The organism is Labrenzia sp. THAF191a (assembly GCF_009363335.1).
Taxonomy (GTDB): Bacteria; Pseudomonadota; Alphaproteobacteria; order Rhizobiales; family Stappiaceae; genus Roseibium; species Roseibium algicola.
Genome location: NZ_CP045333.1, coordinates 4,078,412 through 4,104,769, shown reverse-complemented (window position 1 = coordinate 4,104,769; position 26,358 = coordinate 4,078,412). Strand labels below are relative to the sequence as shown.

Annotated in this window: 30 protein-coding genes; 8 read left to right on the top strand and 22 right to left on the bottom strand. The window is 57.3% G+C overall.

Going from position 1 to position 26,358, the window contains the following annotated elements:
• Positions 1-73: 73 nt before the first annotated feature.
• The 3 genes from clpA to FIV05_RS18990 form a co-directional block, all read right to left on the bottom strand.
• On the bottom strand, positions 74-2,521 hold the full coding sequence (gene clpA / locus FIV05_RS19000; protein WP_055654606.1) for an ATP-dependent Clp protease ATP-binding subunit ClpA: 2,448 nt from the start codon (positions 2,519-2,521) through the stop codon (positions 74-76).
• Positions 2,522-2,533: 12 nt separating this feature from the next.
• Positions 2,534-2,866: an ATP-dependent Clp protease adapter ClpS gene (clpS, locus tag FIV05_RS18995; RefSeq protein ID WP_031268357.1), complete on the bottom strand. Its 333-nt coding sequence runs from the start codon at positions 2,864-2,866 to the stop codon at positions 2,534-2,536.
• Positions 2,867-3,264: 398 nt separating this feature from the next.
• A complete protein-coding gene (locus FIV05_RS18990; protein WP_055656591.1) occupies positions 3,265-3,597 on the bottom strand; it encodes a phasin family protein in 333 nt (110 codons plus the stop codon).
• Between the two features lie 606 nt (positions 3,598-4,203).
• On the opposite strand from FIV05_RS18990, the gene FIV05_RS18985 reads away from it, so the two are divergent.
• Positions 4,204-5,889 (top strand): SPOR domain-containing protein, encoded by a 1,686-nt coding sequence (locus tag FIV05_RS18985; protein ID WP_152510617.1) that lies wholly within the window; start codon positions 4,204-4,206, stop codon positions 5,887-5,889.
• 17 nt (positions 5,890-5,906) lie between these two features.
• On the opposite strand, the gene FIV05_RS18980 is transcribed toward FIV05_RS18985, so the two are convergent.
• From FIV05_RS18980 to FIV05_RS18970, 3 genes are all read right to left on the bottom strand, one after another.
• The gene (locus tag FIV05_RS18980; RefSeq protein WP_152510616.1) at positions 5,907-6,614 is read right to left on the bottom strand and encodes a DnaJ domain-containing protein; all 708 of its coding nucleotides are present in this window, start codon (positions 6,612-6,614) and stop codon (positions 5,907-5,909) included.
• A 147-nt stretch (positions 6,615-6,761) separates the two neighbouring features.
• A complete protein-coding gene (locus FIV05_RS18975) occupies positions 6,762-7,502 on the bottom strand; it encodes a VWA domain-containing protein (RefSeq protein WP_152510615.1) in 741 nt (246 codons plus the stop codon).
• Positions 7,503-7,605: 103 nt separating this feature from the next.
• On the bottom strand, positions 7,606-8,196 hold the full coding sequence (locus FIV05_RS18970) for a DUF2306 domain-containing protein (protein WP_209009708.1): 591 nt from the start codon (positions 8,194-8,196) through the stop codon (positions 7,606-7,608).
• A gap of 131 nt (positions 8,197-8,327) precedes the next feature.
• On the opposite strand from FIV05_RS18970, the gene FIV05_RS18965 reads away from it, so the two are divergent.
• On the top strand, positions 8,328-8,933 hold the full coding sequence (locus FIV05_RS18965; RefSeq protein ID WP_173013883.1) for a TetR/AcrR family transcriptional regulator: 606 nt from the start codon (positions 8,328-8,330) through the stop codon (positions 8,931-8,933).
• Positions 8,934-8,943: 10 nt separating this feature from the next.
• Here FIV05_RS18965 and FIV05_RS18960 read toward each other — a convergent pair whose 3' ends face one another.
• A complete protein-coding gene (locus FIV05_RS18960) occupies positions 8,944-9,378 on the bottom strand; it encodes a DUF1489 family protein (RefSeq protein WP_152510613.1) in 435 nt (144 codons plus the stop codon).
• Positions 9,379-9,499: 121 nt separating this feature from the next.
• Here FIV05_RS18960 and FIV05_RS18955 point away from each other — a divergent pair, with 121 nt between their 5' ends.
• From FIV05_RS18955 to FIV05_RS18940, 3 genes are all read left to right on the top strand, one after another.
• Positions 9,500-10,384, top strand: a complete 885-nt coding sequence (locus FIV05_RS18955; RefSeq protein ID WP_209009707.1) for an SDR family oxidoreductase — start codon at positions 9,500-9,502, stop codon at positions 10,382-10,384.
• Positions 10,385-10,497: 113 nt separating this feature from the next.
• Positions 10,498-11,040, top strand: coding sequence for a hypothetical protein (locus tag FIV05_RS18950; protein WP_152510611.1), 543 nt, complete (start codon positions 10,498-10,500; stop codon positions 11,038-11,040).
• Positions 11,041-11,559: 519 nt separating this feature from the next.
• Positions 11,560-12,315: a DUF599 family protein gene (locus FIV05_RS18940; protein WP_077292720.1), complete on the top strand. Its 756-nt coding sequence runs from the start codon at positions 11,560-11,562 to the stop codon at positions 12,313-12,315.
• On the opposite strand, the gene FIV05_RS18935 is transcribed toward FIV05_RS18940, so the two are convergent.
• The gene (locus FIV05_RS18935; RefSeq protein ID WP_209009706.1) at positions 12,201-13,448 is read right to left on the bottom strand and encodes an adenylate/guanylate cyclase domain-containing protein; all 1,248 of its coding nucleotides are present in this window, start codon (positions 13,446-13,448) and stop codon (positions 12,201-12,203) included. The two genes, FIV05_RS18940 and FIV05_RS18935, sit on opposite strands and share 115 nt — an antisense overlap.
• A 112-nt stretch (positions 13,449-13,560) precedes the next feature.
• Positions 13,561-14,358 (bottom strand): YdcF family protein, encoded by a 798-nt coding sequence (locus FIV05_RS18930; RefSeq protein ID WP_152510610.1) that lies wholly within the window; start codon positions 14,356-14,358, stop codon positions 13,561-13,563.
• Between the two features lie 311 nt (positions 14,359-14,669).
• Here FIV05_RS18930 and FIV05_RS18925 point away from each other — a divergent pair, with 311 nt between their 5' ends.
• The 3 genes from FIV05_RS18925 (at position 14,670) to FIV05_RS18915 (ending at position 16,983) form a co-directional block, all read left to right on the top strand.
• Positions 14,670-15,215: a methanogen output domain 1-containing protein gene (locus FIV05_RS18925; RefSeq protein ID WP_209009705.1), complete on the top strand. Its 546-nt coding sequence runs from the start codon at positions 14,670-14,672 to the stop codon at positions 15,213-15,215.
• 44 nt (positions 15,216-15,259) lie between these two features.
• The gene (locus tag FIV05_RS18920; RefSeq protein ID WP_152510609.1) at positions 15,260-16,213 is read left to right on the top strand and encodes a sensor domain-containing diguanylate cyclase; all 954 of its coding nucleotides are present in this window, start codon (positions 15,260-15,262) and stop codon (positions 16,211-16,213) included.
• A gap of 365 nt (positions 16,214-16,578) precedes the next feature.
• Positions 16,579-16,983, top strand: a complete 405-nt coding sequence (locus FIV05_RS18915; protein ID WP_152510608.1) for a Clp protease ClpP — start codon at positions 16,579-16,581, stop codon at positions 16,981-16,983.
• A gap of 67 nt (positions 16,984-17,050) precedes the next feature.
• Here the strand turns inward: FIV05_RS18915 and FIV05_RS18910 are convergent, their stop codons facing one another.
• The 13 genes from FIV05_RS18910 to FIV05_RS18850 form a co-directional block, all read right to left on the bottom strand.
• Positions 17,051-17,665, bottom strand: a complete 615-nt coding sequence (locus FIV05_RS18910) for an ATP-dependent Clp protease proteolytic subunit (RefSeq protein ID WP_022998310.1) — start codon at positions 17,663-17,665, stop codon at positions 17,051-17,053.
• Positions 17,666-17,848: 183 nt separating this feature from the next.
• Positions 17,849-18,706, bottom strand: coding sequence for an adenylate/guanylate cyclase domain-containing protein (locus tag FIV05_RS18905; RefSeq protein WP_152510607.1), 858 nt, complete (start codon positions 18,704-18,706; stop codon positions 17,849-17,851).
• Between the two features lie 114 nt (positions 18,707-18,820).
• Entirely contained in the window at positions 18,821-19,225 is a 405-nt protein-coding gene (locus FIV05_RS18900) for an ACT domain-containing protein (RefSeq protein ID WP_152510606.1), read from the bottom strand.
• Between the two features lie 13 nt (positions 19,226-19,238).
• Positions 19,239-19,922, bottom strand: coding sequence for a GNAT family N-acetyltransferase (locus FIV05_RS18895; protein ID WP_209009704.1), 684 nt, complete (start codon positions 19,920-19,922; stop codon positions 19,239-19,241).
• 79 nt (positions 19,923-20,001) lie between these two features.
• Positions 20,002-20,964, bottom strand: coding sequence for a VOC family protein (locus FIV05_RS31915; RefSeq protein ID WP_286202203.1), 963 nt, complete (start codon positions 20,962-20,964; stop codon positions 20,002-20,004).
• Positions 20,961-21,596 (bottom strand): TetR/AcrR family transcriptional regulator, encoded by a 636-nt coding sequence (locus FIV05_RS18885; protein ID WP_152510605.1) that lies wholly within the window; start codon positions 21,594-21,596, stop codon positions 20,961-20,963. Before FIV05_RS18885 ends, FIV05_RS31915 begins: the two co-directional genes overlap by 4 nt.
• A 230-nt stretch (positions 21,597-21,826) precedes the next feature.
• Positions 21,827-22,462, bottom strand: coding sequence for an SDR family oxidoreductase (locus tag FIV05_RS18880; RefSeq protein ID WP_286202202.1), 636 nt, complete (start codon positions 22,460-22,462; stop codon positions 21,827-21,829).
• A gap of 121 nt (positions 22,463-22,583) precedes the next feature.
• Positions 22,584-22,976: a cupin domain-containing protein gene (locus tag FIV05_RS18875; RefSeq protein WP_055654641.1), complete on the bottom strand. Its 393-nt coding sequence runs from the start codon at positions 22,974-22,976 to the stop codon at positions 22,584-22,586.
• 21 nt (positions 22,977-22,997) lie between these two features.
• Positions 22,998-24,170 (bottom strand): isovaleryl-CoA dehydrogenase, encoded by a 1,173-nt coding sequence (locus FIV05_RS18870; protein WP_152510603.1) that lies wholly within the window; start codon positions 24,168-24,170, stop codon positions 22,998-23,000.
• Between the two features lie 21 nt (positions 24,171-24,191).
• Positions 24,192-24,638, bottom strand: a complete 447-nt coding sequence (locus FIV05_RS18865) for a GNAT family N-acetyltransferase (protein ID WP_152510602.1) — start codon at positions 24,636-24,638, stop codon at positions 24,192-24,194.
• A gap of 3 nt (positions 24,639-24,641) precedes the next feature.
• Positions 24,642-25,085: a PaaI family thioesterase gene (locus FIV05_RS18860; protein WP_152510601.1), complete on the bottom strand. Its 444-nt coding sequence runs from the start codon at positions 25,083-25,085 to the stop codon at positions 24,642-24,644.
• Positions 25,085-25,510 carry a MerR family DNA-binding transcriptional regulator gene (locus FIV05_RS18855; RefSeq protein WP_152510600.1) on the bottom strand — a complete coding sequence of 142 codons (426 nt, stop codon included), beginning with the start codon at positions 25,508-25,510 and terminating at the stop codon, positions 25,085-25,087. The genes FIV05_RS18860 and FIV05_RS18855 overlap by 1 nt, the downstream gene beginning before the upstream one ends.
• Positions 25,511-25,600: 90 nt before the next feature.
• The gene (locus tag FIV05_RS18850) at positions 25,601-26,311 is read right to left on the bottom strand and encodes a GH25 family lysozyme (protein WP_022998298.1); all 711 of its coding nucleotides are present in this window, start codon (positions 26,309-26,311) and stop codon (positions 25,601-25,603) included.
• Between the last annotated feature and the right edge of the window lie 47 nt (positions 26,312-26,358).

Genomic DNA, 26,358 nt, shown 5'->3' with positions numbered 1-26,358 from the left:
GTCGTCTGTGCAGGCGAAAAACAAAAAGGCCCCGAATCTCTTCGGGGCCTTTCCGATCTGATTGTGCAGGGCCTCAGTCCGCCAGCGGCACCTTGGGCACAAGGCTTTTCTTGGCCGGACCGCTCTTGCCTGCAGGCGGCTTCGTATCCTTGGCGGCCGCTGCCTTGGCAGCAGGCTTGCGCCGGCGCTTCGGCTTTGCCTTGGTTTCGGTCTTGGCCTTGGCTTTTGGCGGTGTCGCACGCTCCTCGATGCTTTCCAGAAGCAGACCCTTGCCGTCCTCGGACACGGTGACCTTGACCATTCCGCCTTTCTTCAATTTGCCGAACAGCACCTCGTCGGCCAGAGGCCGCTTGATGTGCTCCTGGATGATCCGCCCAAGCGGGCGAGCCCCCATCTGGCTGTCATAGCCCTTGTCGGCAAGCCACTTCACGGCATCTTCCGTCAGCTCGAAGGTCACGCCGCGGTCAGCCAGCTGGACTTCCAGCTGCATGACGAACTTCTCAACCACCTTGTAAACGACTTCCATCGGCAGATTGCCGAACGGAATGATCGCATCGAGACGGTTGCGGAACTCCGGCGTGAACAGCTTGTTGATCGCTTCCGCGTCGTCGCCTTCCCGCTTCATGCGGTTGAAGCCAACCGGCATCTTGGCCATGTCCGCGGCACCGGCGTTGGTGGTCATGATCAGGATGACATTGCGGAAATCGACCTGCTTGCCGTTGTGGTCGGTCAGCTTGCCATGGTCCATCACCTGCAACAGGATATTGAACAGGTCCGGATGAGCCTTTTCGATCTCGTCCAGCAGCAGCACGCAGTGCGGATGCTGGTCGACGCCGTCGGTCAAGAGACCACCCTGGTCGAAGCCGACATATCCCGGAGGTGCACCGATCAGGCGCGACACGGTGTGCCGCTCCATGTATTCGGACATGTCGAACCGGATCAGTTCAACACCCAGTGAAGATGCCAGCTGCCGAGCGACTTCCGTCTTGCCGACGCCTGTCGGGCCGGAGAACAGATAGCTGCCGATCGGCTTGTCAGGCTCACGCAGACCGGCACGCGCCAGCTTGATGGCAGAGGCCAACGTCCCGATAGCTTCATCCTGTCCGTAGACAACCCGTTTCAGATCCTTGCCGAGGTTCTCCAGAATCTCCGCATCGTCCTTGGAAACGGACTTCGGCGGGATCCTGGCCATGGTGGCAATCGTGTTCTCGATTTCCTTCACGCCAATGGTCTTTCGGCGGCGGGCTTCGGGAACAAGCATCTGTGAGGCACCGGTTTCATCCAGCACGTCGATCGCCTTGTCCGGCAGCTTGCGGTCGGAAATATATTTCGCCGACAGCTCCACAGCCACCTTGATGGCATCGTTGGTGTAACGAACCTTGTGGAAGTCCTCGAAGTAAGGCTTCAGGCCCTTCAGGATATCGATCGCGTCCGGGATCGACGGCTCGTTGACGTCGATCTTCTGGAAGCGGCGAACCAGCGCCCGGTCCTTTTCGAAGAACTGGCGATATTCCTTGTAGGTGGTCGATCCGATACAGCGGATCGCTCCGGAAGCAAGCGCCGGTTTCAGGAGGTTGGACGCATCCATCGCCCCGCCAGAGGTTGCACCGGCGCCGATCACCGTATGGATCTCGTCGATGAACATCACCGCACCCGGGTAGTCCTCGATCTCCTTGACCACCTGCTTCAGCCGCTCCTCGAAATCGCCGCGATAGCGGGTACCCGCCAGCAGCGAGCCCATATCGAGCGAGAAGATGGTGGCATCCTTCAGGACGTCCGGCACATCGCCATTGACGATGCGATGCGCCAGCCCTTCCGCAATGGCCGTCTTGCCGACACCAGGGTCGCCGACGAAGAGCGGATTGTTTTTCGATCTGCGGCACAGGATCTGGATCGTGCGCGAAATTTCGCTGTCGCGTCCGATCAGCGGATCAATCTTGCCGTTGGTGGCCTTGGTGTTGAGATTGACACAGTAAGCTTCAAGAGCGTCCGTCTTCTGACTGGACTTCTTCTCGGTTTCAGCTCCGGGCATCACATCTTCTTCATCCGCCCCTTCGACTGGACGGGCCTCGGACATGCCGGGACGCTTGGCAATGCCGTGCGAGATATAATTGACCGCGTCGTAACGGGTCATGTCCTGATCCTGCAGGAAGTAGGCCGCATGGCTTTCGCGCTCGGCAAAGATCGCAACAAGCACGTTGGCGCCGGTCACCTCTTCCCGCCCGGACGACTGGACGTGGATAACCGCCCGCTGAATGACGCGCTGGAAGCCCGCGGTCGGCTTGGAGTCCTCGTCACTGTCCGTGACAAGGTTGTCCAGCTCGGTTTCGATATATTCAACCAGATTGCGGCGGATCGTTTCCAGATCCACGTTGCAAGCCCGCATGACCGCAGCCGCGTCCTGGTCGTCCAGCAACGCCAGCAGAAGATGCTCCAGCGTTGCATACTCCTGCTGTCGCTCGTTGGCGAAGGCCAGAGCCTGGTGAAGTGCTTTTTCAAGACTGCGTGAGAAGGAAGGCACGTGCGTTTGTCCTCACTTTTTTTCCATGACGCATTGCAACGGATGCTGATGCTTGCGCGCGAAATCCATCACCTGGGTGACTTTCGTCTCCGCGACCTCGTAGGAATATATCCCGCATTCCCCGACGCCGTGATGGTGAACATGCAGCATAATGCGGGTCGCCTCTTCGCGGTTTTTTTGGAAGAAGTTCTCCACAACGTGAATGACGAACTCCATCGGAGTGTAGTCATCGTTCAACAGCAGCACTCGATAGAGATTTGGCCGCTTGGTTACTGTTTTGGTACGGGTGACTGTAACCGTTCCGGCGTCGCCACCGTCATTGTCATAATCAGAGCCCGCCGACATTGCCGTTTCTTTTGCCTCTATCACTCCGGCCATCACCAAATTTCGAATCCTGAACACACTGCCCTGCGCAGCTGGTCCAGAGCTTTCCGCAGCACGGACTGCGCCGCGAATACGCATTCTCAGTGGTAATCCTGCCGCGCAAGCCGCGCTCGCGCAATGGTCGATTTCATCAACATAAAGGTCAACAACGCATTTGTAGTCCCTGCGCTGCCGGTCAAGGGGAATGTAGGTTGCCCGTTAATGATTAAAAGGTGGCAAGAGAACGCATTTCGAAATCCGGCTGCAAATGGCAGGATGAAGCGCGGGAAGCCTGTAAATCTGTACATATACGAAAAAACCCGGCTCGTCGGAGCCGGGTTTGAAACTTCAAGCCATCCTGCGACGGCTAAAAGGAAAACTTATTTCGCAAGCTTGCCCATCACACCTTCGTAAGGCTTGTAGGCGTCCTTGGACATGTCGGTGACCATTTCACCAATCTTTGTCATCTCGCCAACAAAACCTTCGTAAGCGGTTTTGACGTAGTCGGCCTGCGCTTCAAATGCCTTGTCGAGGGACTTGGAGGAAACGAGCTTCTCAACAGCTGCGGAACCTTCCTCGAAGGACTTTTTCTGGTAGTCGGCCATTTCAGCGGCGATGGCCTGGAAACCCTTGCTGAAGGAGCCGAAGGACGCCATGGCCATATCCATGTTGTCTTTGCTCATCTTCTGCATTTCATCAAAGTTGTTCATCATTTTTCTGCCCTTTTCCGGCGAACCGGTTTCCAATCCCAAGCATCGGCCTTATGGGGCGGCCCGGCGCGCGCATCGCGTTACCTACGGGAATTTGTCGTAATGCACTGCACAATAAGTGTCAAGGCGATTTTGCATTGCAAAAACAACCATTGCGCGAAATTGACAATCCTTCCATGGCGTAAACTGTCAGGCTCCCCCGGGAAAACAGATACCTCTGATCGAGACCGGCCCCAGCAACCGGAAGCAGGAAGCAACAAAGCCCCAGAAAGATTTCAGTCAAATTCTTTAAATTGACCAACTTCGGAACAACAGTTGTCGGAAATAAACGAACTCTTAACCAATAAAATAAATGGAAATAAGAATTACATCAAAACAATTCTTTTCAAGTACGCAAAACACAACTTTAACCAACAATTAACTCTAACAAAAAACTATTTTTTTAAGTGCTTTTTCGATCATTCATTTACTCATTCGTAACCGTGATTCCATCAAATGACATGGAGAACAACGGGGCCGCGGCTTTGAATCGCAGGGGGTTAAGATCCGAACCGTGCCGCTCCAGATACGAACCACGTGACCCAGAATGGGATAGTAATTGTGTTTGGGATGCGTATTTTTCGCAAAGGACGGGCTCTCGCCCGCACCGCAAAGATCTTGACCCTCGGCCTGGTGCTCCTGGGGGTGCCGGCAACGGCGATGGCCAACCCGAAATATGCGGGGATCGTCGTTGATGCCAAGACCGGCAAGACACTTTACTCCTCCTCGGCTGACGCCTACCGGTACCCGGCATCACTCACCAAGATCATGACGCTTTATCTTGTGTTTGAGGAACTGGAAGCCGGGCGACTGTCGCTGGACTCTAACCTGAGCGTTTCCAGCTACGCTTCTGCACGTCCGCCGTCCAAGCTGGGCCTCAAGCCCGGCGGTACGATCAAGGTCAAGGACGCCATCCTCGCACTTGTCACCAAGTCCGCGAACGACGTCGCATCCGTGATCGCTGAAAACCTTGGTGGCTCTGAAAAGAAATTCGCCGAGCGCATGACACGTACGGCGCGCCAGATCGGCATGTCGAAGACCACTTTCCGCAATCCGCACGGCCTGCCCGACAGCGGACAGCGTACGACTGCCCGCGACATGGCGACGCTCGGCCGCGCGATCCAGGAACGTTTCCCGCAGTACTACGGCTACTTCAAAACCCGTGCCTACAAGTACAAGGGACGCACCTATGGCAACCACAACAAGCTGCTGGGCCGCGTAAAGGGTGTGGACGGCATCAAGACCGGTTACATCCGGGCTTCCGGCTTCAACCTGGTGACATCTGTAAACCGGGACGGACGACAGATTGTGGCCGTTGTGATGGGTGGCAAGACCGGCGCGTCACGCAACGCGCAGATGACAAAGCTCATCAACTCCTATCTGTCCAAGGCAAGCCGCGGTCCGAGAACTGCCCCGCTGATCGCTCAGAGCACGTCTGAACCGACTTTCGTGGCCGTTGCACTGAAGAACCCGCCTCTTCCGAACAGCAAGCCGGGAAGCGAACCTGTGCCTGCAACGGGTGAGCCGATGGTGCTGGCATTCACCGCACCATCCAACCCCAGCGCCATTCCGACACCGGCTCCGGCCCCCCTTCCCGTGACTGCGTCCAATGCGCCAGTCATGGCTTCGGCCCAGCCCCCTGCCTCGGTTCCCGGCTTTGGCAACGACGTTCCGCTGCCGCCGAAACTGGTCAAGCAACGCTTTGACAGCACCTTTGCAGTCGCAACAGCTCTGCCGCCGATCCCGCCTTCAAGCCCGGATGAGCCGCTGAACACCAATTCGATTTCCCGGACTGCCCTGATCGAAGCTGCAAGAGCAGAGGTCGTGAAGTCGGACAACAGCCAGCGCGCTGTCGGTTCCGCGCAATCGGTCAAGACTGTCTCCGTTCAGACGATCGCGGTCAACACGACGCCGGTTGAAACGGTTGCTGCACCGGAAGCCACTGCTGCCGACAACAGCAGCGATGACGACAGCGTTACGGTTGCAACCAGCGACACCCGCGATGTCGAGCCGGGCTGGCAGGTCCAGATCGCCGCAACAGAATCCGAAGGCCAGGCCATCACGATGCTTAAGAACGCCAAGGCCAAGACCGGATCCGCCCTTCGCGGCCGGGTCCCTTACACCGAACCCGTCGACACCAACGGACAGACCCTTTACCGGGCCCGCTTCGTCGGCTTCGACACGAAAACAGCTGCGTGGAATGCCTGCAAAAGCTTGAAAAAGGCAAAATACGCTTGCTTCGCCATCTACCAGTAACCGCGTAACGGATGCCGTCAATGTCTTCTGAGAAGCGTGTCTTTAGCCTCGTTGATTTTCGCCGCGAGGAAACCGGAGCCTCCCTGGTCGGGATGGACCCGCATCATAAGCCTGCGGTGCGCGGCTCTAATTTCCGCGTCCCCGGCATCGGGCGTAAGCCCCAGGATCTGGTAGGCCTCCTCATCTGTCATGGGGCCAGAGCTCGCCGCGCTTCCCTGCCGCTCTGCTCCATCCGCCTGGAAGTGTTCACGCCAACCGGCAAGCCTGCGGTCGAGATAAGCTTCGACTAACTTCTGGCTCTGACCGTCCTGGGCTGTTTCCCGCCAAAAGGCTTCCAGGTCCGTTTCGGTCAACTGATCCAGCTCGCGCCCCTGATAGGTGCCTGCCAGCACGGTCCCGGTCATGTGACCGGTATCGTGATCGAGTTCCATCTCCACCATAGCGGTCCGCACGCGGGAACGTTGTCCGGAGGTTTTCTGGGGTTTGTAGCCTGACGAGAGCCAGTTCAGCCCGGACATGCCCAGCACCGACAAGCCAAGCCCGAACAACGGGATGGCAAACACGAACCGGCCCGTCAGCGCAAAGACTAGCGCCAGCACCATCAGAAACGCACCTCCGAAGAGGCGAAGTCCTCTGGCCAGATTTGCGGGATTGGCGTTCACGAACTTGTTGCCGAGCGTCAACAGGGCGGTCAGCAGTATCAAGCCGATAATCAGATAAATCATGTGGCGGTAGGTTCCCCGTTCGCCGGCCCGGGACCATCATATTGGGATGCTCCGGCCCTACTCCAGTCACGTGTTGAAAGTTGCCGATTATGTAAACCTGCGGCACCGGCTACAGCAAGGAAGTGCAAGCGCGGCGCTTTCCGGGCTCTAGCGGGCCGATGGTAGCTGCTGCAGCAGGAGCGTTGCGCCCTTGCCACCTTGTTTTTCCAGCTGCTGGAGTGCTGTCCGGCCTCCGCTGGCGAAAACGGCAACCGCTTTCAAAAGATCAGCCAGTTGCTGGGCCGACCCGGAATCAAACCGGCAAAAGGCGCCGTTGGTCAGTCTGGCCATCTCGCGAAACGCGCGCTCAGCGACGCTGTCACGCCCCTCCTGAAACAGGAACATCGGCACACCAAGCATGCCCAGCTGGCCGGCCTTGTCACACAGGGCATCCACGTCCTCTTCCATGCAATCGCCGACATAGACCAGCGCCGCGATTTTCTCGGTATTGGCAGCGGACAACGCAGCCGAGAGCACCTTTCGGATCTGGGTACGCCCACCCTGACAGGAAATCCGGCTCATGGCCTGGGCAAGCTCAGTGCCGCTGGAAAACCAGCGGGACGCCCGGCATTCACCGAAGCCGCGAAAATAGACAAGCTTGATGCTGAGGCCTGAAATCTTGCCGGCTTCCTGAAACATCTCCGCCTGAATCTGACAGGCCTGGTCCCAGGTCGGTTGACGGCTCATGGTAGCATCCAGGGCAAAAACCAGTCGCCCGTCGCTGCCCGGTTGCGGAGCAATTTCCTTGGCCTTCTGAAGAAAGGCAGCGACATCGGATTCGGCTGAAGGCACGCTAGCGTCCTGCCGGACCCTCGGGTCTACCGCGCCTTTGCCGGTCTTGACGTTCACGGCCGCCTCCTTCTGCCAGTTGGTGACACTCAACTTGGGTCGGAGCTGTCGTTTTGGCAAGCCTCAAGCCGTCGGATGCGACATGTCGCAGCCGATCATGTTCTTACGCTACCGCTGAAATCAGGCGTGTCTTTCCGGGCCGAGCCATCTGCAGGTATGCCTCCATGACGAGGACGTTAGGCACCCAGCACAGCCAGGCGATAAGCGGATAGGCGACTTCAAAATCGACCCCCGCCGCCATGCTGCTCCCCAGATAGACCCGCAATGTTACGGCAGCAAATGTAAGGGCTGCCGAACGCAGCATCCAGGCTCGGTGACGCGGGAATTGCCGCCTCAAGGCAAAGGCCAACGCGATACCGGTCGTCGCCAGCCACAAGACCGCAAGAATCGCAAAGCCTGTTGCAGCGAAGGGGCCTGCAGTCGTGTGAAAGGCAAGCTGAAGTCCCGCTATCCCCGAGACCAGGATTGACACGACGTACCCCCGCCCCAGCCAGCGATGCAGTTTCGGCCTGCTGGCTCGCAACCTTGTCATGAATTGAAACGGCATCAACGCAAGTGCGATCGGTGCAACACCGATATGGGCGTAAAGCATCAGCGCATTTCCATCGAGGTTATGCGCCACGAATTCCATCGAAGCGGATACCCCCAGCGCCAAAAACCTCAATGAAGCCACGGCGACCAGAGCGGCGCTCACAGCTGCCGTCCAAAAAGCCACGTTTGCTGCAAACTTTGAAACCATCGACATACCGACCCTCCAACAAAACTTGACAGTGTCAAGATAGAGCGAAACTTGACACTGTCAAGCGAATGGCCGATGAAGATCACATGACAGCTCCTCCTCCTTCTCGTCGCAAAAGAGACGGCAGTCTTCGAAAATCCCTGGTTGATGCAGGCGTGGCGCTTCTGCGAGAACGTGGTCCGGACAAGCTCTCGTTGCGTGAATGCGCCGCCAAGGCAGGTGTGTCACACGCTGCGCCCGGTTATCACTTCAAGAACATCGCAGGTTTGTCGACGGCGATTGCAGCGCGCGGATTCGCCCTGTTTTGCCAGGCGATGGAACAACGCCTCGATGCGTCCCCTCCTGCGGCAACAGAAAGACTGAGCGCGATCTGCCAGGGGTATCTGGATTTCGCCACCGGCCACCCGGAGCTGTTCCTGTTCATTTTTTCGGGACAGAAGTTCAATGAGGATGACGAGGAATTCGCGGTGCACGCCTCAAGGGCCTACGCCATCCTGCGCGAAACATGCGCCCCGCTGATCCCTGAAGGGACTGACCCGGAAGAAATCGAGATACTCGTGTGGTCGCTGGTGCATGGCTATGCCCACCTTGCCATGACACGAAAGAAGGAGAACCCGGGCCTCGGGCGCGGCTGGCCGGAACTCGGCACACTGGTCACGCATCTTCAGAAGGCCCTGCCGGATCCAGGCTGATATCAGCGGATCAAAGCAGGCAGAGTTCCGTAAGATCCCGCCGCATGTCTTCCGGCATGGCGTGTGCCGTACCACCAGCCTTCAGGTCCGCCGGCGCGTCCTGCACCTTCAGATATCGCCAGCCCTGAAACGGCCGCTTGGGCTGGTACTGGGTCAGGATCAGTCTCGGTTCCATCACCAGGTCGCAGCGTTTGACGCCCGCCTGATCCGTAAACGGCCTGATGTCGATCAGGTGCTGACGCACCTGGATCCTGCCCTTGATCACCCAATAGAGAGAACCACCGTCCAGAAGCTCGTCCTTGCGGGTTGGCACCATGCGCGTCGTATGGATCGTTTCCGCCGGAAGTCCCGATTTGCGGGCATTGTCCATACGAAAATCGATCCAGGCCTGAAGAGACTCGACGCTGTCCGCGCCGACGCACAGTTTTACCAGATGCAAGGTCATGCTTCTGACGTATCAGGCTTCCCGCCAAGGTCAAGATTGTGGCGAGAAACGGCGGTGGATTGTCCACCTTCACAGGCAGCTTCAGCTTGCGCCGATGGCAAGAACGGGGTTCTCTTTGCCCATGGAAGTATTTGTAACGGGTGGAACCGGCGAGATCGGTTCTGCCGTGGTAAAGCGGCTGGTTCAGGATGGTGCCAGGGTAATCGGTCTGGCCCGCTCTGACGCGTCCTCGGCAAAGCTGCGTGCGTTCGGTGCAAGCGCCTACCCGGGCGACCTGCGAGCACCGGAAAGCTGGGTATCACGGGCGGCCTCATGCGATGCCGTCATCCATCTTGGTGCAACTTTTTCTGAAGACATGGGCCGTGTTGACCGCCAGAGCATGCTTGCGCTGAAACAGGCATCAAGGCACCGCAAGCAGCCGCTCAAGATTATCTACACCGGAGGCATCTGGCTCTTTCCCGCAACGACAGGCGACAGCCTGCTGACCGAGAAAACCCAGTTCGCCCCCTTACCTGCGTTTCGCTTCATGACCGAGACGATCAGGACCCTGTCACACGGAACGGATCTCAATCTGACCGTCATTCATCCGGCCCTCGCCTGCAGCCAGACGACCGGACCGATTGCCGAGATGACCGCCGCGCTGAAGGAAGGCAGGCCGTTCGAAACCCGCGCGACGTCGCAAACCAAATGGGCGCTTGTTGAAATCAACGACCTTGCCGCGCTTTATGCTCTTGCCCTCAAGAACGCAAGGTTCCGGATGTCACTGATCGCGAGCTGCATTCCCGGCATCTCGGTCGGTCATCTGGCATCTCACATTTCAGCCCGCCACGGGTTGCCGTTGGAAATCGTAACGGTTCCGGCCTCTGAAGCAGCCGAACCACTGACCGACTGGGCCGCCGGTTTTGCCTTGTCGCAATCCGTCGACGTCAGCCATGCCCGAAGGGCAACCGGCTGGCAACCGGAACATTCGACAATAGAGGACCTCGTGGTATCCCAGTCAAAATAGACGATAACCTTGAGTTTTGAGCAGCTTAGCGAGCCGAGTCCGGTATTGGACAAAGACTTTCTAAAGTTTTGGAGGTGTATGGTCCGGACAAAAGCTCAATACAGGGTCCGGGCGTGTTACGTACACTCACATCGTTGCTGGTCTTTCTCGTTTCCGTTTTGCCACTTCAGGCGGAAAGCATCCCCGTTGGCATATTCAAGGTGGTGAACACAGAAGGTTTCGTTCAAAGCAACGGGGAACGCATCGCGCTGGCAACCGACATGAGCGAAGGCACGGCCCTGATCGAAAGGGATGCCACCAACCGTCTTGATGTCGAGATCAACGGCGCCAAACTCAGCCTGTTTCCGCTGGAACAAGGCCTGGCTGCGTTGACGTGGGACGCCAACGGAACGTCCCTGCTTCATGACATCGACATTCAGGCATTGTTCGGGAAAGACAATCCGGAAGATGTTCCGGCCTGGGGCGCGGAACTGGACTGGCCAGGATCCGGCACCGTCCAGCTTGTACTGCTGCCTCTGGGTGAAAGAGCCTATACCGCGTTCCTCATCAGCCATCCCGGCAACAGGACAGTGGTGCGGCAAATGGAATTCAGGCAGTCCTACGGGCCGTCGGACAGGCCTGAGATTTCGTTCTCAACCAGTTCTGCCGGAAACTGACAAACCCGAAGTTCGAGCGACGCCTTCCCAGCTCGGAGAATACCGAGCTCGCATAAAATGTCCGCTAAAACGACAAAAGGCGCAGCCTCACGCTGCGCCTTTGTTTTCCTTGCGTCCCGCTGGCTTATTTGGCGGCGGCGACGGCTTGTTGTGCACTTTCAACATCGTTGAACAGAAGTACCATCGTCAATGCGAGGCCCACTGCAGCGACAGTCCAGAGAGTGACGCTCCAACAAGATTTCTGCACGTTTTCGTCCATAAAAACCCTACATATTGTTGTGCGACGCCGGGTCCCACCGACCTCAAATATGGCGCCATTGAGGCGAGGAGGTAAACGATCCATTACCATTTCGCAAGCGCAAAAAAAGAGCAGCTGATCCCGCATTTTTGCATTCCTCGTTTCGCATCAGGAAATTCAGCCACTTAGTCCTCTCGGTGCTGCCTGTTAGGGACAAGGAAAAAGTCTGGTAAGACAGACCATGGCCGGATTCGGCCACCGGAGAATCAAAAGGGATCAGGATGCACGCGCTCTCGAATATGGACCTGGCAGCAGCCGCCTGGTTTCTGTTTGCCTGGCTCGGTTTCAATTTGCTGATCGATGTCAGTCCGCTGCGTAAAAAGACTTTGTCCAGCGCCATGGAAACCTACAGACGAGGCTGGATGCGTGCCATGAGCCTGCGGGAAGTCCGCATCATGGACACGTCTATCATGTCAGGTCTGCAGCAAGGCACCGCCTTCTTCGCGTCAACGTCCCTACTGGCGATCGGTGGCGGTTTCGCGCTTCTGGATGCAACGGAACGCATCGTTCAGGTCGCCGGTGACCTGTCCATCCCGGTGGCCGACAGCCGAGCACTCTGGGAAATCAAGGTGCTCGCCCTGATGCTGATCTTTGCCTATGGATTTTTCAAATTCGGCTGGGCGTACCGGCTCTTCAATTATGCCAGTATCGTCATGGGCGCAGTCCCGCAACAAGGTCAGGCATCTGACGAAGTGATCGCGAAAATGGCTGCGCAGGCCGGAGAGCTGGGCGTTCTCGCCGGCCGCCATTTCAATCGCGGCCAGCGAGCGCTGTTCTTTTCGATCGGCTTCCTTGGGTGGTTCGCCGGGCCTTATGTATTTGCCGCAACCACCCTCGCCGTTCTCCTGGTCCTGCTACGTCGTCAGTTCGTTTCCAAGGCCAGAGCCGCTGTGCTCTTGGGGCAATATCCGAACTTGGGATCCGCGGACAAATCCGGCGAATACACCGATACGGGTTCATCAAACCCCTTCACCTGATAGCGGCCATAAAGGCCCGACCGGCACCCCATGATATCGGCCAGGGCATCCGAGACCAGAAGCTGGCGCTGCAGGTCCTTTGCAAGCTCTGCAATACGGGCCGCAAGATTGACCACAGGGCCGACGACCGTGAAGTCCAGCCGCGTTTCGCTGCCGACATTGCCGTAGAAGACATCGCCTGCATGAAGGGCAATTCCAACGCTCAGGTCAGGTGTGACCGAACAGGTTCGGGCCGTGTTGATCGCCTCGATCCGCGTCAGCGTTTCACGTGCTGCCATCAGCGCACGCACCGAGGCGTCCCTGGCTTCCTCTTCGGTTTCATACGGAAAGATCGCCATCACTTCATCGCCAATGAACTTCAGCACCTCGCCACCGTGGGCTTCGACAGCTGCTGTCATCGCTCCGAAATACTTGTTCAGAAACAATACGATCTTGTCCGCCGGAAGCGTGTTGGAAAGACGCGTGAACCCACGAATGTCGGCGAAGCTGACAACCGCCTTGATCCATTCGCCTTCTCCACGCCGCGTGGTGCCGTCCAGAACCTTCGAACCCGCCCGCGGGCCGACATAGGTGTCCAGAACGGTTTCTGCGGTGCGGCGTAGTGTTTTTAGTTCACACACGAGGGCAAGCGGCTGGATCAGCGATTCAAAAACGCCGATATGCGACCCAGAAAATCCGCCAGGTGTCTTGGTTGCGAAACTCGCAACCTTCACCGAGCCGTCGGAGAACCGCATGGGTAGTGCGATATAGTCGGTATAGCCTTCCTGGTGCAGCTCTGCGGTGATCGGAAATTCGTCGGCGACAGCCGGCTTCTTGCCGATTTCCACACGAACGGCCTTCTGCGTTTCATGCACGCGCTTGATCGGACTTTTCTGGTACTCGTCCTGCGATTTGTTCTCCGCAGTGTGAAGGCGCAATTCCGGTGTCTGGCCGTTGACCCAGATCGAGCTTTCCGCGCGCACGTTCGGATGCACCACCCAGATCCCCGTGGTGACACGATCGACCGGAACTTTTCCGGCGCGCAGACGTTTCGCCATCTCAGTGACGATTTCCAGCGTCCCCTTCAATTGGGGCGCATCGCTGTAGAGCCATTGTACGACGTCTGCCGCAACGATCGGCGCTTCGAGGACCATCAGCCCACGTCCTTTCAAATCCCTGATTGAGCCCAGTATATGGGAACACGCTCCGCACAGTAAAAGAGGTTCAATTTCAAAAGTCGCTGACAGTCGAAAGGGTTTTGCACATTCACGGACCAGGGAAGAATTCCGTGCTCCTGCCAAGCATCCAATAGACAGCCAGACCAACCCATTCCCGGTAGGCGATATCAAAGCGCCGCAGGCCTTTTGAAGCACCGTCGAAGCCGAGCGACTTGTCCTGCGGTCCACGCGTGCGATAGTCCACCGGATATGCCGTCACCCCGGTCCAACCGGCCTTTTCGAACACTCCCATGGCGCGCGGCATGTGATAGGCCGAAGTGACAAGAAGCCACTGCTGTCCGGGCTGCGGTTGCACAATATCCTTTGCGTAGACTGCGTTTTGCCAGGTGTTCTGGGACTTGTCTTCCAGTATGACGCGATCGGGAGAGATGCCGAAGTCTCGAAACAGTCGTGCAGCCCCTTCGGCTTCTGTTGCCTGGTCCGACACGATCATGCCCTGCCCACCGGTGTGGATGATCTTCGCCTCCGGCAGCGCTTTGGCCAGCCGCGCAGTGATGGTGATGCGCTCGGCGGACATTGTCAGCGCCGTGTCGCCCCTCACGCCGGTCACCACCGTGTCCACTGCACCGCCCAGAACGATGATCCCGTCATAATTCTCCAAAGTGCCGGGACGCTGAAAACGGTCCTCGAGGGGCACAATCAACCAGTTGGCTGCCGGTGAGAAAGCGCAAACCACCAAACCAAGGAAACCGGCGAAAGTCAGAAACCGTCCACTGCGCCGCCACTTTGACGTAAGGCTGAGCACCAATCCCAAAGCCAGAAGAACAACGAGAAAATTGGATGGCAGGATCAGAAATCCGCCGATCTTGGATAGGTAAACATACATCTTGAAAATCCGAATCGTTGCGGGCCCGATGCGTGACAAAGATACGGCGAAATCGACAATATTGAGACTTGAAGCCGAAGTTGAAACACATGCTGACAGCTTTTGAGCCAACAAGGTTTTCACGGCCTTGGCCCGGATTTTCTAGTCGTTCTCCCGCATGACAATTACGACAATGTTCGAGGTTCAGACGTTCGCCCTCGCATTGTCACAAATCTCCAGGTTGCACTGTTATTATCTCTTTATTTCAATGATTTAATTGATTCGAAAGAAAATTCACCCAACGTAAGATTGCAACCCTAGGAGGATCGTTCATGAGCCTGCCGATTGAAGTGGACCAGCAGCAGCCGGAAATCACCAAGGCACAGATCCCTCTGGAGACAACCGACTTCTTCAATCAGATCATTCGAGAGCTCAGCGGAGCACTGCAGGAAATTGTCGGATTGAACGAGGCGGAAGGGTTCATCGCACTGGTAGCCAACCGCATCGGTGAAAAGGTCAATTCCGATTACAAGTCTGCCCTGCATCTTGAACAGATCCCAAGGCCTTTGCTGGCAGACGTCCTAGTTGACCTGAAACGACGGATCGGCGGCCAGTTCAGTGTCGAATACGAAGACGACAAGGTCTTGATCCTCAAGAACGCCCGCTGCCCGTTCGGGGATCGCGTCAAGGACCGCCCTTCCCTCTGCATGATGACGACAAACGTGTTCGGAAGAATTGCTGCAGATTGCCATGGCTACGCCAGGGTCCAGATCGACAGGTCAATTGCCCGTGGTGATACTGACTGCCGTGTTGTTGTCCACCTGGCTCCGACCGCAGAGAACGATGTCAACGGCAAAGAATTCTACAAGGTTCGATAGTCGTGCCCAGGTCCACTGCCATCATATCGGCCCTTGTACAGACCATGCCCCAGCCTATTCTGCTGCTGGACGATTACGGCCGCGTGGTTCTCGCAAATAAAGCAGCCAAATCTCTTGCCGGAATTAGTGTAGGTGAACAACTTTCGGACAAGGTCAGGGATACAGCGCAGGTGGCTGACTACCTGTCGATGTGCAGGTCATCAACCACTCCCGTACCGGTGCGCCTGAAACTTCTGTCCGGATATGAAAGCGTTGCTTTCGGCCACAGATTGTCTGTGCCGGGCACCGGAATTGACGGCGCCGTTCTTGTCCGCTTCGACGAGAGCATGAACCTTTCCAGCAAGTTTGCCGCGCTCAATGCCGACATTTCGTCGCTCAACAACAAGATCTTGCATTTCGGCCAGGAGCGGACCGAACTTGAAAACCTGGCACTCACGGATCCGCTTACCGGTATCGCCAACCGCCGCGGGTTCGACCAGGAACTGGACAAGGAATACAGTCGATCTGCTCGCTATGACCACGATTTCTGCATCTCCCTTATCGACCTGGACCATTTCAAGTCGATCAACGATGCCCATGGCCATCAGCTTGGAGATGAAATCCTCGTTCATTTTGCGCAAAGATGTCTGGAACATCTTCGCCAGACGGATGTCGTTTGCCGTGTGGGTGGTGAAGAATTCGCGCTGATCCTGCCGGAAACAAATTTGGAGCAAGCGACAATTGTCGTCAGTCGCATGCTTGATCTCTTGAACGCGACACCAATGTTCGCGCGCGGCAGGAGATACGCCTATACCGCAAGCGCGGGTCTGGCGGAAAAAAGGCCAGAAGACACCCCTGCCTCGCTTTTTGAACGGGCTGACAGAAATCTTTATTTGGCAAAGGAAACCGGCAGAGCCCGCCTCATCGCCGGGGACGCTGTCCCCACGACAGCGGTCATCGAGAGCGGAAAGTCCGGCGAATGCCGGAAGTCAGGGCGCATCGATTCGCAGCATTTGTGAAGTTAATCCGAACTTTGGCGATTGCTGGCAGGCTTCGATTTGGTCAGGCTTTTCGCCGATCCGACTACCGCGCGCTTTCCTTAGATGCCTCACTATTTTTAACAATGTGGACGCCGATGCCTCCGCGGGGACTAACGGACCGCTGATTACGGGTCCTGTAACGCGCCTGTCACATTTTACCGACATCTTCCTGCTCAAACCGTTGAAAACGGCCGTTTAGGGGCTGTTTTCACCACACCAATTCGCCATTAGCGGGCACTGGTGATTTTGACAAAGGGTTTATCCGTGATCGGAGTCACAGGGCTGGCACGCTTTCTGAGTCATCTTGGCGACATCGTAATGAAGGATCAATGAGGGTTAGCCAGATGACACTCTATATGAAATTAGGCGGTCGCACGGCGATCATGCGGGCAATGCCTCGCCTCAAAGCGAGACTGGAACAGGACCCGTGTTTCGACGTGACCAACTTTCTGCCGGAATTCGAACACTCGGACGATCTGACCGAGTTCCTGATCTTCCTTGCCGGTGGAGCGCCATTTTACGACGGCAAGCCCGTCTGTGAACTGCTGGCGCCGATCTGCACCTGCAACAACATCTACGAACGCTTCGTGGATCACCTTGTCGCAGTCATCTTCGACGGCGCCCCTGCCCCCGGAGACGAAGAGCACCTGCGTGAGCTCATGTCCCGACTTCGGCCGCATGTGCTCAACCCCAAGCCGGTTGCACCGGTAATGGTCTATTCCGTCGAACCCGAACCGATCTGCCTCTGATCGGTTCGGATAGAAAAAACGCCGGCATTTGCCGGCGTTTCTACGTTTGCAGTCAGGTCAGTCGGGATCAACCCAGTTCGTCCACGCTCGTGACGATCTTGCCGACCAGACCGTAGTCGATACCCTCTTCCGGGCTCATCCAGTAGTCGCGATCGGTGTCTTTTTCGATCCGTTCGATCGGCTGGCCAGTCGCCGCCGCGAAGATCTTGTTCAGTCGATCGCGCATCTTGATGATTTCCTTGGCCTGGATCTCGATATCCGTAGCCATGCCGCCGGCACCACCGGACGGTTGATGAAGCAGGAAGCGAGTGTTCGGCGTGCAGAAACGCTTGTCCTTGGGAACGGACACGTAAATCAGCGCACCGGCGCTGGCGACCCAGCCCATGCCGAGGATACGGACCTCGGGTGCGATGAACTTGATGGTGTCGTGAATCATGTCACCGGATTCGACATGACCGCCCGGAGACGAAACAATGACCGTGATCGGGTCGTTGGAAACCTGCGCCAGCGCCAGAAGCCGGGCGCACACGTCGCGGGCCATGTCCTGTGTCACCGGGCCGGTGATCAGGACTGTGCGCGCTTCGAACAGATGCTTGTCGACCTGGATCGACGGCTGGCTCTTGGGCTTATCCTCGTCTTCATCGTCGAGGCGTGCAGGCACCGTGGTCGAATAGTTTTTCATGCGCAGGATTAAGCTCCCTTTGCTGTTGGGCCGGCCGAGCCGGCATTTTCGATGGGCTGACGGAATGTTTCGTCGCCCCGCGTTGGTCCATGTGTAAGCGAAGTCAGTTGCACTCGCAAATCATCAGACCCTGATTAGCGTGAAAAGAGTTATCAGATCGGCAACAGGTGACATTGCCCTCTCTCAATCACCCGGTCTCGTCGTCTCGCCGAAGCGCTTTTCCTGTCGCCCGACAAGCAGATACCAAACCAGCATGGCTGCGAAAGGCAGGGACGGCCAGACAAACCACAATGTGGACAAGCCAGATGTCAGCAGGTTGATCACGAAAAACAGGCCGATCATGAAAACGCAGCTTCGCACCCGCTTTGGCTGAGCCCTCAACCAACGGCGCGCCTGTTCAAACCCGGAGGCAACCGCCTGGGTGTCTCGTTCCCATTCCGGTCTTGGAATTTCGGTCTGGCGTCGCTCCGCAGTTCCGTTCGTCTCCTGCCCGGAACTTTTTTCCTCCGGCGCATTGCGACCGCCAATACGTACGCAATAGGTTTCAACGGGATCGGTAACGTTCTTGACATGTTGAGGGCCAAGCGGCTCAAAGCCCAGCGCCATCTTGGTCTTGACCTGGTCATAGACCGATTGGGAGAGCATGATCCCGCCCCTCGGCGCGATTTCCTGCAAACGGGCGGCAACATTCACACCGTCGCCGTAGATATCCTCGCCCTCAACCATGATGTCGCCGAGATTGATACCGATGCGAAACTCCATCCTGTTCAGGTCCGGAAGGTCCGCATTGCGAACGGAAAGCTCGTTCTGAATGTCGACGGCGCATTGAACGGCCTCCATCACCGAGGCGAACTCGATGATGACGGCATCACCCCAGGTGTTGACGATACGTCCATTGTGACGCTCGGTCAGCGCAGACATCACCAACCGATAGGCCTTGAGCCGGTCCAGCGTTCCGTCTTCATCCCGCTCCATGAGCTTGGAATATTGCGCAACGTCTGCGCACATAACTGCCGCCAGACGCCGCTTGACCCGTTGCATGCTCTTACCCCGCTTGCTCCCGCTTAGGAATGGGAAGGCAAACCGGAAATTGCAAGGGAAAATCCACCGAATTCGCCACCCAGCCCGAAGTTCGGCCAACTAAGAAAAGCAGTGTCAGATGTCCCCAGCGAGTTTGCGCAGCGCTGCCAGGGCATCATCGGCGCGCTCTTCGGGCACAAAAACATGATCGTGAAAATAGGCTGCGACCACATTTGCCGAAATACCCTCAGTGGCCAATGCAGCCGAGATCGACGCCGTCAGCCCCACGGCTTCAAGTGACGAATGCACTGTCAGGGTTATCCGGCGAAACCATTCGGCCTCGGCCAAACCCAGTTCGCGCGCACGCTCCACCGGCAGGATGGCTGTCAGGCCTTCCGTTTCCGCAAAGAGCCCGATCGGGTCATATTCCGCGAGGTCCGTCATGGATTTCGAAGCAAAGGTGCAGAAAACATAAGGCTCCGGATCCAGCATCGGACGCATCTGGGAGATCAGGGTGGCAAGGTCGGTTTCACCGGTCATTCGGATAATCCATTCAAAGAAGTTTGCGCATCAGCGGCCGCCGAGGGCTTCTGCGTGCGATTTCGACAAAACCTGCCCTGCGGAAGACGTCTGCTATACCAACGAAGCCTTCTCCCCATTGAAGGGGCTTTTCCGATTCCATTGGACAGGCATCCAGTTGATGCACTCCCTGCGCTTTGGCGTGGTCAATGCCTGCATTGAGCAACACGGACATCAACCCGGTTTTGCGATGTCCGTTTCTGATAAAGAAACAGGTGACGGCATATGTCGCCGCCAGCGCTTGTTCGCTGTCATCGGGCAGCGGCTGGGTGGTTTTGCCAAGCTGAAAACGCAGATACTGCATGCGCGGACCGAGTGCGATCCAGCCCACGGCCAGATTGCCGCGGTAGGCCAGAAGCCCTGGCGCCGGACCAGTGTCCACTTTCTGCTGGAATGCATCGCGCCGTTCATCACGGGTCATCGCTTTCCAGTCCCTGCCCCGCATGAACGGCCACATACACCAGCAACCGCCAGACGCCCCCCGCTCCGGTCCGAACAAATCCACCAGATCCGCCCAGCGCTCCAGGGTTGCAAGCTGAATGTGGACGGGATCGTTATGTGTCATATCCACTCCTCCGGATTGCAAAGTTGCACGGAAAGAACGGGGACGGCAATCCCGGTGAAAGTGTCTGTTCCACAAAAGCAAAACGCCGCTCAACAGGCGGCGTTTCGGATTTTCATTCTTCGCTCAAGCCTTGTTGGGCAATCAAGACAACGAGCTGCGTGAATGCTCCAATTCAGGCAGCGGCTTCCAACCCGGCAATGTCGATCTTTCTCATCTTCATCAGGGCAGCACTGACACGGCCGGCACGCTCCGGATTGCCTGCATGCATCAGCCGAGGCAACGCCTTCGGTACGATCTGCCAGTGAACACCGTAGCGGTCTTTTAACCAGCCGCACTGCCCTTCTTCCCCACCATCTGCAAGGAGCGCCTGCCAAAGCCGATCCGTTTCAGCCTGATCTTCCGTCAGTATGGAAATCGAGGTCAGGTAACTCGGCTGCATATCCGGGTTGCCGTTCAGGATCATGAAAGGTGAGCCCGCCAGGGTGAACTCGGCAACAAGCACAGGTCCATTCGGATCCGGCCGGAAGACCGAGCCCATCACGCTATCCGGCAACAGGGACGTGTAGTATTTGGCGGCTTCCTCGCCCTTTTCACTGAAGAACAGGCAAGTGCGCACCTTGGCGGGAAACGCAGGAGTAGTTTGCAAACCCTCAATGGCAATCGACCTAGCAAGCTCATCAAGCTGAGAGGAAGCGGCCTTCCAGCCTTCCTCAAAACCCATTTCCAGGTGCTTGTTCCTGCCTGCTTCCGAAGTGTGGCGAGCCCCCCATGTGAAGCGCGTACCAACACCCGGAACATCTGCCAGTTCCACATACCCGGTCATGAACGCGTTTTCCCGCGGCACATATCCTTCCGAATAGGCATCTGTGAATGTCAGCTTCTCACCGTCGACAACTTCCAGAAACATTCCGACGTTCTCGAAAAGCTCCCCTTCCGGACCGGCCATCACTGTGTTGAAACGCCCTCCCGGACGGACGTCCATGTCGGCCTTCGATACGAACCAGGGCTTCGGGCAAAACCACTGCTTCAATAATTCGGGATTGGTCCAGCATTGCCAGACCGCCTCGCGCGGCGCGGCAATGACGCGGCTGAGTTCCAGCGTCAGACCTTCCTTGCGAATTTCGACTTCACTCATTGCGCTCTCCCGTTTCCAGACCGGCCGAACAACAGTTCGACGTAACGTTTCAGATGATCAATGCTGTCAGTTGCTATCGACGGCGCATTGCCTGCCTTTGCCAGCACGAATGCCCCCTGGATCACGACCTGTGTGTGAAGTGCCAGGCTTTCCGCACCACCTGGAATTTCAACGCCCCGGGCTTCAGCTGCTTCTGCGATATCGGAGACCAGTGTTGCAGCGTGCCCGGTGATGCTGCGGTTACAGGCATCGCGGATGGAGGGGTTCGTGTCATAGACTTCCTGGACCATGGTCCCGACCAGACAGGTGAACTCAGTCACGTCGCCCCGCACCAGTGCCTTGCGGAAATCGAGATAGCCGAGCACCCGGTCCAGCGGATCTTCGGGATCGTGATAGGTCGCCTTCTCGAACAGAGCCCCGGTCGTTTCAGACCAATAGTCAGCAGCGGCTACTGCCAGATCGTCCTTCGAACGAAAGTGGTGGAAGAAGGCCCCCTTGGTAACGCCCGCCTCCCGGCACAGATCATCGACGGTGGTGGCCGTATAACCCTTCATGCGGATCACAAGCAGTGCCGAATCCAGCAGCTTGATCCGCGCATCCGGCCGTTTAGTCTTTTGAGGTTTCTCTGTCATACGCCAATCATACCGACCAGTTGGTATGTTGTCAATTAACTTGCTTGTCGACCGTGCAGCGCCCTCCTGTCACCGGCTAGCAAGGATGTGCCAAAATCGAGCAAGCGAGCGAGCGGGGTTTCTGAAATTGAGGCATTGAAAAACGAGAGGTTTCCCCGCCAACACCTGAATTGAGCAGACGATGAACGCTTGGTGATCGCAATACGTCGGGATTCAAGCCCAGGCCATGCCTACCAGGGGATCGGCCTGCCGGTTTGATCGAAAAATCCACCGGTGTCGGCAGGTTTAAGACTGGTCAGCACATCGACAAGACGCTCTGCTGCAACAGCCGGTTCCTGCACGTCGAGACCGGTTTTCGCAAAGTTCTCGGTCAAGGGCGTTTTCACCGTACCGGGATGAAGCGCAACACAGATAGCAGCGGGATTTTTGCGTGCCAGCTCGATAGACGCCGTACGGACCAGTTGATTGAGCCCAGCCTTCGCGGCCCGGTAGGCAAACCATCCGCCAAGACCGTTGTCGCCGATCGAACCGACCCGGGCCGAAAGCGTCGCAAAGACGCTTCTTCCCTCTCTCGGGAGCAGCGGCAAAAAGTGTTTCATCAGCAGTGCCGGTCCAATGGCGTTGATCGCGTATGAACGGGCAAGGACTTCAGGATCGAGTTCGCGCAGGCTCTTTTCCGGACGGGCACTGCCCAAGGTGAGAGCTCCGGTGGCATCGAACAGCAATCGAACATCCCCCTCCTCCCTAACCCTGTCGGCACAGGCCTCGATCATGCGTTCGTCGAGCAGGTCAAGAGGTGGTGACGACGTTCGATGAAGGGCGATGACCTTGTCGTAGCCGCTGCCCGCTTCAAGGTGGTCTCTCATGGCTGAGCCAATTCCGCCGCTGGCCCCAAAGATTACCGCAATTGACGTCATTCACTGCCTCACTTTTGTCGTGACAGCGATACGTAGAAAAAGCCGGATCGGTTCGGTAGCCCGATTGGTCTCAGGTACTGCCGACCGTCGCTTCCCAGGGCCCATCAACAAATTCGGCTTCGTCATCCCCTGGCCAGGGAGGCATGGAGATACAGATGAACTGCAGAACGCTTTCACCGGTGTTGCGGTACTGGAAAGCAGTTCCTGCCGGGATATCGATGGAGACACCGGCTTCCAGGTCGACAACGCCCTGGCTGGCATCGTCGGACCTCCAGATCTGTCCATGGCCGGAAAGCACATGCCAGAACTCGTGCACGGTCCTGTGCCGTGTTGCGCGGTTGGTCTGGCCGACAGGAACAGTCGAATGGATCATGTTTCCTGTCGGCCCATCCATGATGAAACGGATATCGGCCCCTGCCGGAGATTTCGCGTCGGGCTTTTCAGGAAGCCGGGTCTGTTTCATGCCATTCTCCGAATTCGATGATCAGGCGGTCTTGTTAAAGATCTCACGTCCGATCAGCATTCGCCGAATTTCGGAAGTTCCCGCACCAATCTCGTACAGCTTGGCGTCACGCAGCAAACGCCCGGTCGGATATTCGTTGATGTAGCCATTGCCACCAAGCAACTGAATCGCATCAAGAGCCAGTTTGGTTGCATTTTCAGCAGCGTAGAGGATTGCACCAGCAGCGTCTTCGCGCGTGGTCTCGCCCCGATCGCACGCCTTGGCAACCGCATAGACATAGGACTTGGTGGCGTTCATGGTCACATACATGTCGGCGACCTTGCCCTGAACAAGCTGGAACGTGCCGATCGGCTGGCCGAACTGCTCGCGCTCGTGGACATAGGGAATGACCACGTCCATGGCTGCCTGCATGATGCCGACGGCCCCTGCGGCCAAAACGGCGCGCTCGTAGTCCAGACCCGACATCAGCACGTTGACCCCCTTGCCGACCTGGCCGAGGACGTTTTCTTCCGGCACTTCGCAATCCTGGAACACCAGTTCACCGGTTTCGGACCCACGCATGCCGAGCTTGTCGAGTTTCTGCGCGACGGAAAAACCGGGGAAGCTCTTCTCGACCAGAAACGCGGTAATGCCCTTCGGCCCGGCTTCCGGATCGGTCTTGGCATAGATGATCATCGTATCGGCAGACGGACCGTTGGTGATCCACATCTTGGAGCCGTTGAGGACGTACCGATCGCCCTTCTTTTCCGCCTTCAGTTTCATGGAAACGACGTCTGAGCCAGCGCCCGGTTCCGACATGGCCAGCGCGCCCAGATGTTCACCGGTCACGAGCTTGTTCAGATAGCGCTTCTTCTGGTCGTCACTTCCCCAGCGGCGAAGCTGGTTGACACACAGGTTTGAATGGGCGCCATAGCTGAGGCCGATGGAGGCGGACGCCCGGCTGACCTCTTCCATGGCAATGCAGTGCTCCAGGTAGCCCAGACCCGAACCGCCCCATTCTTCCTCCACGGTGATCCCGTGAAGGCCAAGTTCTCCCATTTCCGGCCAGAGCTCCCGCGGGAACCAGTCCTCGCGGTCAATCTTTTCTGCCAGAGGCGCAATCCGGTCCTGACTGTAGGACCGAACGGTGTCGCGCAGCATATCGGCGGTTTCGCCGAGATCGAAATTGAAACCCGGAAAATCGTTACGGATCATCTTGATTACCTCCCAGAGTTCTTAAGGCCTGTCGTATCGGACAAAATCGCTCAAAACGCCGATCCGGTCGTAAAGCTGCCGGGCGCGTGTATTGTGATCATGTGTGTGCCAGTAGACTTTGCCGCTCGCAGACGGTTCTTCGGTCGCGGCCCTGTAGACCGCCTCGATCAACTTGCGGCCGGCTCCGCCGCCACGAAGCTTTTCGCTGACATACAGATCTTCCAGATAGCAGGTGGACGAACTGGCCCAGGTGCTATCGTGAAAAAGGTAATGGACCAGTCCAACCAGCTCATTCTCCTGAACTGCCACGAACGCGCGGTGGCCTGCATCGGAATGCAGTCGTTCAAAGAGGGTTTCCGTCACTTCCGGCGCCAGATCCTGCTCGTAGAATGCAAGATGGGCCATCCAGAGTTCGAGCCAGCCCGGCTTGTCGGATCGTTCCAGCGGCCTGATGGTGATATCGGTCATTCTTCAGTCCTTGACGCCGGCAACGCTCATGAGCGTGAACAGCCCCGTTGCGACATGCACCTGTGCGCCGTCGTCCAGTCCGTAGACATCAGCCTTGGCTATGGTCAGCGTTCGTCCCGGTTTGACAACCCGCCCGCGCGCAAGAAGCACCGGCTGTTTCGCCGGATTGAGCAGGTTGATCTTGTATTCGCTGGTCAACACCCCGAAGCCGGCGGAAAACAGCGTCAGAGCTGCATAGCCTGCCGCACTGTCCGCAATGGAAGACGTCGCACCGGCATGAAAAAAGCCGTGTTGCTGTGTCAGTTCCGGCTGCATCGTCATTTCCAGATCGACCGCTCCGGGTGAGACGTGAACCATCTTCGCCCCCAGATGGGTCATGAATTTCTGCGCGGCAAAACTGGCCCGCACACGGGGTTCCCAGTTTTCGTCTCGAGGCGAAAGATCCATCACTTGTCCTCCGAGGTCGCATCGGCGCCAAACAGTTGGCCCGGGCCTGTTTCAAGCTCGACCATGCGCGCTTTTGCACCGGCCTCGACATCGTCGAGTTCAACCAGGGTCAATTCGATATCACGCTGTTTTTCGAGAAGTTCTGCCCGGCGGGCGGCGATCCTGTCGAGGAGCAGCCGCAGCTGGCCGGTTTCACCGGGCGCACTGCCGTACATCTCGATCATTTCCTTGATTTCGTTCAGGGAAAACCCGAGACGCTTGCCGCGAAGGATCAGTTTGATGCGGGTACGATCACCCGGTGTGTAAAGGCGTTGACGGCCCCGGCGCGTCGGCGACACCAGCCCCTGCGCTTCGTAGAACCGCAGGGTTCGGGTGGTAATGTCGAACTCCTGCGTCAGCTGGGTGATGGTGTAATAACGCTGCATGCCCGCTCCTTGTTGGAGCGCACAGTTCCGTCTTTTTACGTTAAAGTCAACACGTCTATTTTAAAGCTTATATTTCATGCACTTGAGCAATCAGGATTTCAGGTTATCCAAGCTCTTCTCTGGATGAAGGACATTCAGATCAACATCACCGGAAATGCCTTTGATCGTGCCCCGGTCATGGTACTGCCAGAGCGACCAGTCTGACACATAGCCGGGAGAATGCCAGATCGACTGCGTCCAGAGACGGCGGTTCAGGCCCTTGCCTTTCAGATAGTCCAGATAGAAGTCCTCCGGCACGTAAAGGATGACCTGCTTGCCGCGCCCCTGCTCGACCAGAGCAACGAAATCACTGATTTCCTGCAGCACTTCCTCGGCCGGCGGACGGCGCGCGCAGTTCCCGGTGAATTCCAGATCCACCACCGGAGCCAGCATGTCGCTGTCCTGCGGCAGAACCGACAGGAAGTTTTGCGCCTGCTCCCGGCCGGATTTGCACAAACTGAAGAAATGATAGGCACCACGCGCCAGACCCGCGCCGCCCGCCCCGGCCCAGTTGCGGGCAAAGGCACGGTCCTTGAAGTCTCCGCCCTCGGTTGCCTTCATGTAGACGAAGGCAATGTCGTCCGCCGCAACCTGCGCCCAGTCGATATCACCCTGGTGGTGCGAAATATCGATGCCGCGGATCGTGTATTGGTTTCGGTCAGGCTCCCAGTTCATGAAGAAAAACGCCGCTCCGACAATCGAAATCACCCCGCCGACGGCAACGTAGAACAATGTCCGCAGGACCGCTTGCAAGAAATTCATTGCGCCACCTGTTATGACTTTCAAACGCCGTCACCCTGCCGCAAAAC

Excerpts from the sequence above, each read along its gene's own strand:
- FIV05_RS18980 (WP_152510616.1), bottom strand. The coding sequence starts at position 6,614 with ATGATTTATCTGATTATCGGCTTGATACTGCTGACCGCCCTGTTGACG.
- FIV05_RS18865 (WP_152510602.1), bottom strand. The coding sequence starts at position 24,638 with ATGACCGATATCACCATCAGGCCGCTGGAACGATCCGACAAGCCGGGC.
- FIV05_RS18930 (WP_152510610.1), bottom strand. The coding sequence starts at position 14,358 with ATGTATGTTTACCTATCCAAGATCGGCGGATTTCTGATCCTGCCATCC.
- FIV05_RS18960 (WP_152510613.1), bottom strand. The coding sequence starts at position 9,378 with ATGACCTTGCATCTGGTAAAACTGTGCGTCGGCGCGGACAGCGTCGAG.
- FIV05_RS18850 (WP_022998298.1), bottom strand. The coding sequence starts at position 26,311 with ATGAATTTCTTGCAAGCGGTCCTGCGGACATTGTTCTACGTTGCCGTC.
- FIV05_RS18940 (WP_077292720.1), top strand. The coding sequence starts at position 11,560 with ATGCACGCGCTCTCGAATATGGACCTGGCAGCAGCCGCCTGGTTTCTG.
- FIV05_RS18915 (WP_152510608.1), top strand. The coding sequence starts at position 16,579 with ATGACACTCTATATGAAATTAGGCGGTCGCACGGCGATCATGCGGGCA.
- clpS (WP_031268357.1), bottom strand. The coding sequence starts at position 2,866 with ATGTCGGCGGGCTCTGATTATGACAATGACGGTGGCGACGCCGGAACG.
- FIV05_RS18860 (WP_152510601.1), bottom strand. The coding sequence starts at position 25,085 with ATGGATCTTTCGCCTCGAGACGAAAACTGGGAACCCCGTGTGCGGGCC.
- FIV05_RS18965 (WP_173013883.1), top strand. The coding sequence starts at position 8,328 with ATGACAGCTCCTCCTCCTTCTCGTCGCAAAAGAGACGGCAGTCTTCGA.
- FIV05_RS31915 (WP_286202203.1), bottom strand. The coding sequence starts at position 20,964 with ATGAGTGAAGTCGAAATTCGCAAGGAAGGTCTGACGCTGGAACTCAGC.
- FIV05_RS18875 (WP_055654641.1), bottom strand. The coding sequence starts at position 22,976 with ATGAAACAGACCCGGCTTCCTGAAAAGCCCGACGCGAAATCTCCGGCA.
- FIV05_RS18955 (WP_209009707.1), top strand. The coding sequence starts at position 9,500 with ATGGAAGTATTTGTAACGGGTGGAACCGGCGAGATCGGTTCTGCCGTG.
- FIV05_RS18870 (WP_152510603.1), bottom strand. The coding sequence starts at position 24,170 with ATGATCCGTAACGATTTTCCGGGTTTCAATTTCGATCTCGGCGAAACC.
- FIV05_RS18990 (WP_055656591.1), bottom strand. The coding sequence starts at position 3,597 with ATGATGAACAACTTTGATGAAATGCAGAAGATGAGCAAAGACAACATG.
- FIV05_RS18885 (WP_152510605.1), bottom strand. The coding sequence starts at position 21,596 with ATGACAGAGAAACCTCAAAAGACTAAACGGCCGGATGCGCGGATCAAG.
- FIV05_RS18920 (WP_152510609.1), top strand. The coding sequence starts at position 15,260 with ATGCCCCAGCCTATTCTGCTGCTGGACGATTACGGCCGCGTGGTTCTC.
- FIV05_RS18910 (WP_022998310.1), bottom strand. The coding sequence starts at position 17,665 with ATGAAAAACTATTCGACCACGGTGCCTGCACGCCTCGACGATGAAGAC.
- FIV05_RS18935 (WP_209009706.1), bottom strand. The coding sequence starts at position 13,448 with ATGGTCCTCGAAGCGCCGATCGTTGCGGCAGACGTCGTACAATGGCTC.
- FIV05_RS18905 (WP_152510607.1), bottom strand. The coding sequence starts at position 18,706 with ATGCAACGGGTCAAGCGGCGTCTGGCGGCAGTTATGTGCGCAGACGTT.
- FIV05_RS18880 (WP_286202202.1), bottom strand. The coding sequence starts at position 22,462 with ATGAGAGACCACCTTGAAGCGGGCAGCGGCTACGACAAGGTCATCGCC.
- FIV05_RS18925 (WP_209009705.1), top strand. The coding sequence starts at position 14,670 with ATGAGCCTGCCGATTGAAGTGGACCAGCAGCAGCCGGAAATCACCAAG.
- FIV05_RS18855 (WP_152510600.1), bottom strand. The coding sequence starts at position 25,510 with ATGCAGCGTTATTACACCATCACCCAGCTGACGCAGGAGTTCGACATT.
- FIV05_RS18985 (WP_152510617.1), top strand. The coding sequence starts at position 4,204 with ATGCGTATTTTTCGCAAAGGACGGGCTCTCGCCCGCACCGCAAAGATC.
- FIV05_RS18900 (WP_152510606.1), bottom strand. The coding sequence starts at position 19,225 with ATGACCGGTGAAACCGACCTTGCCACCCTGATCTCCCAGATGCGTCCG.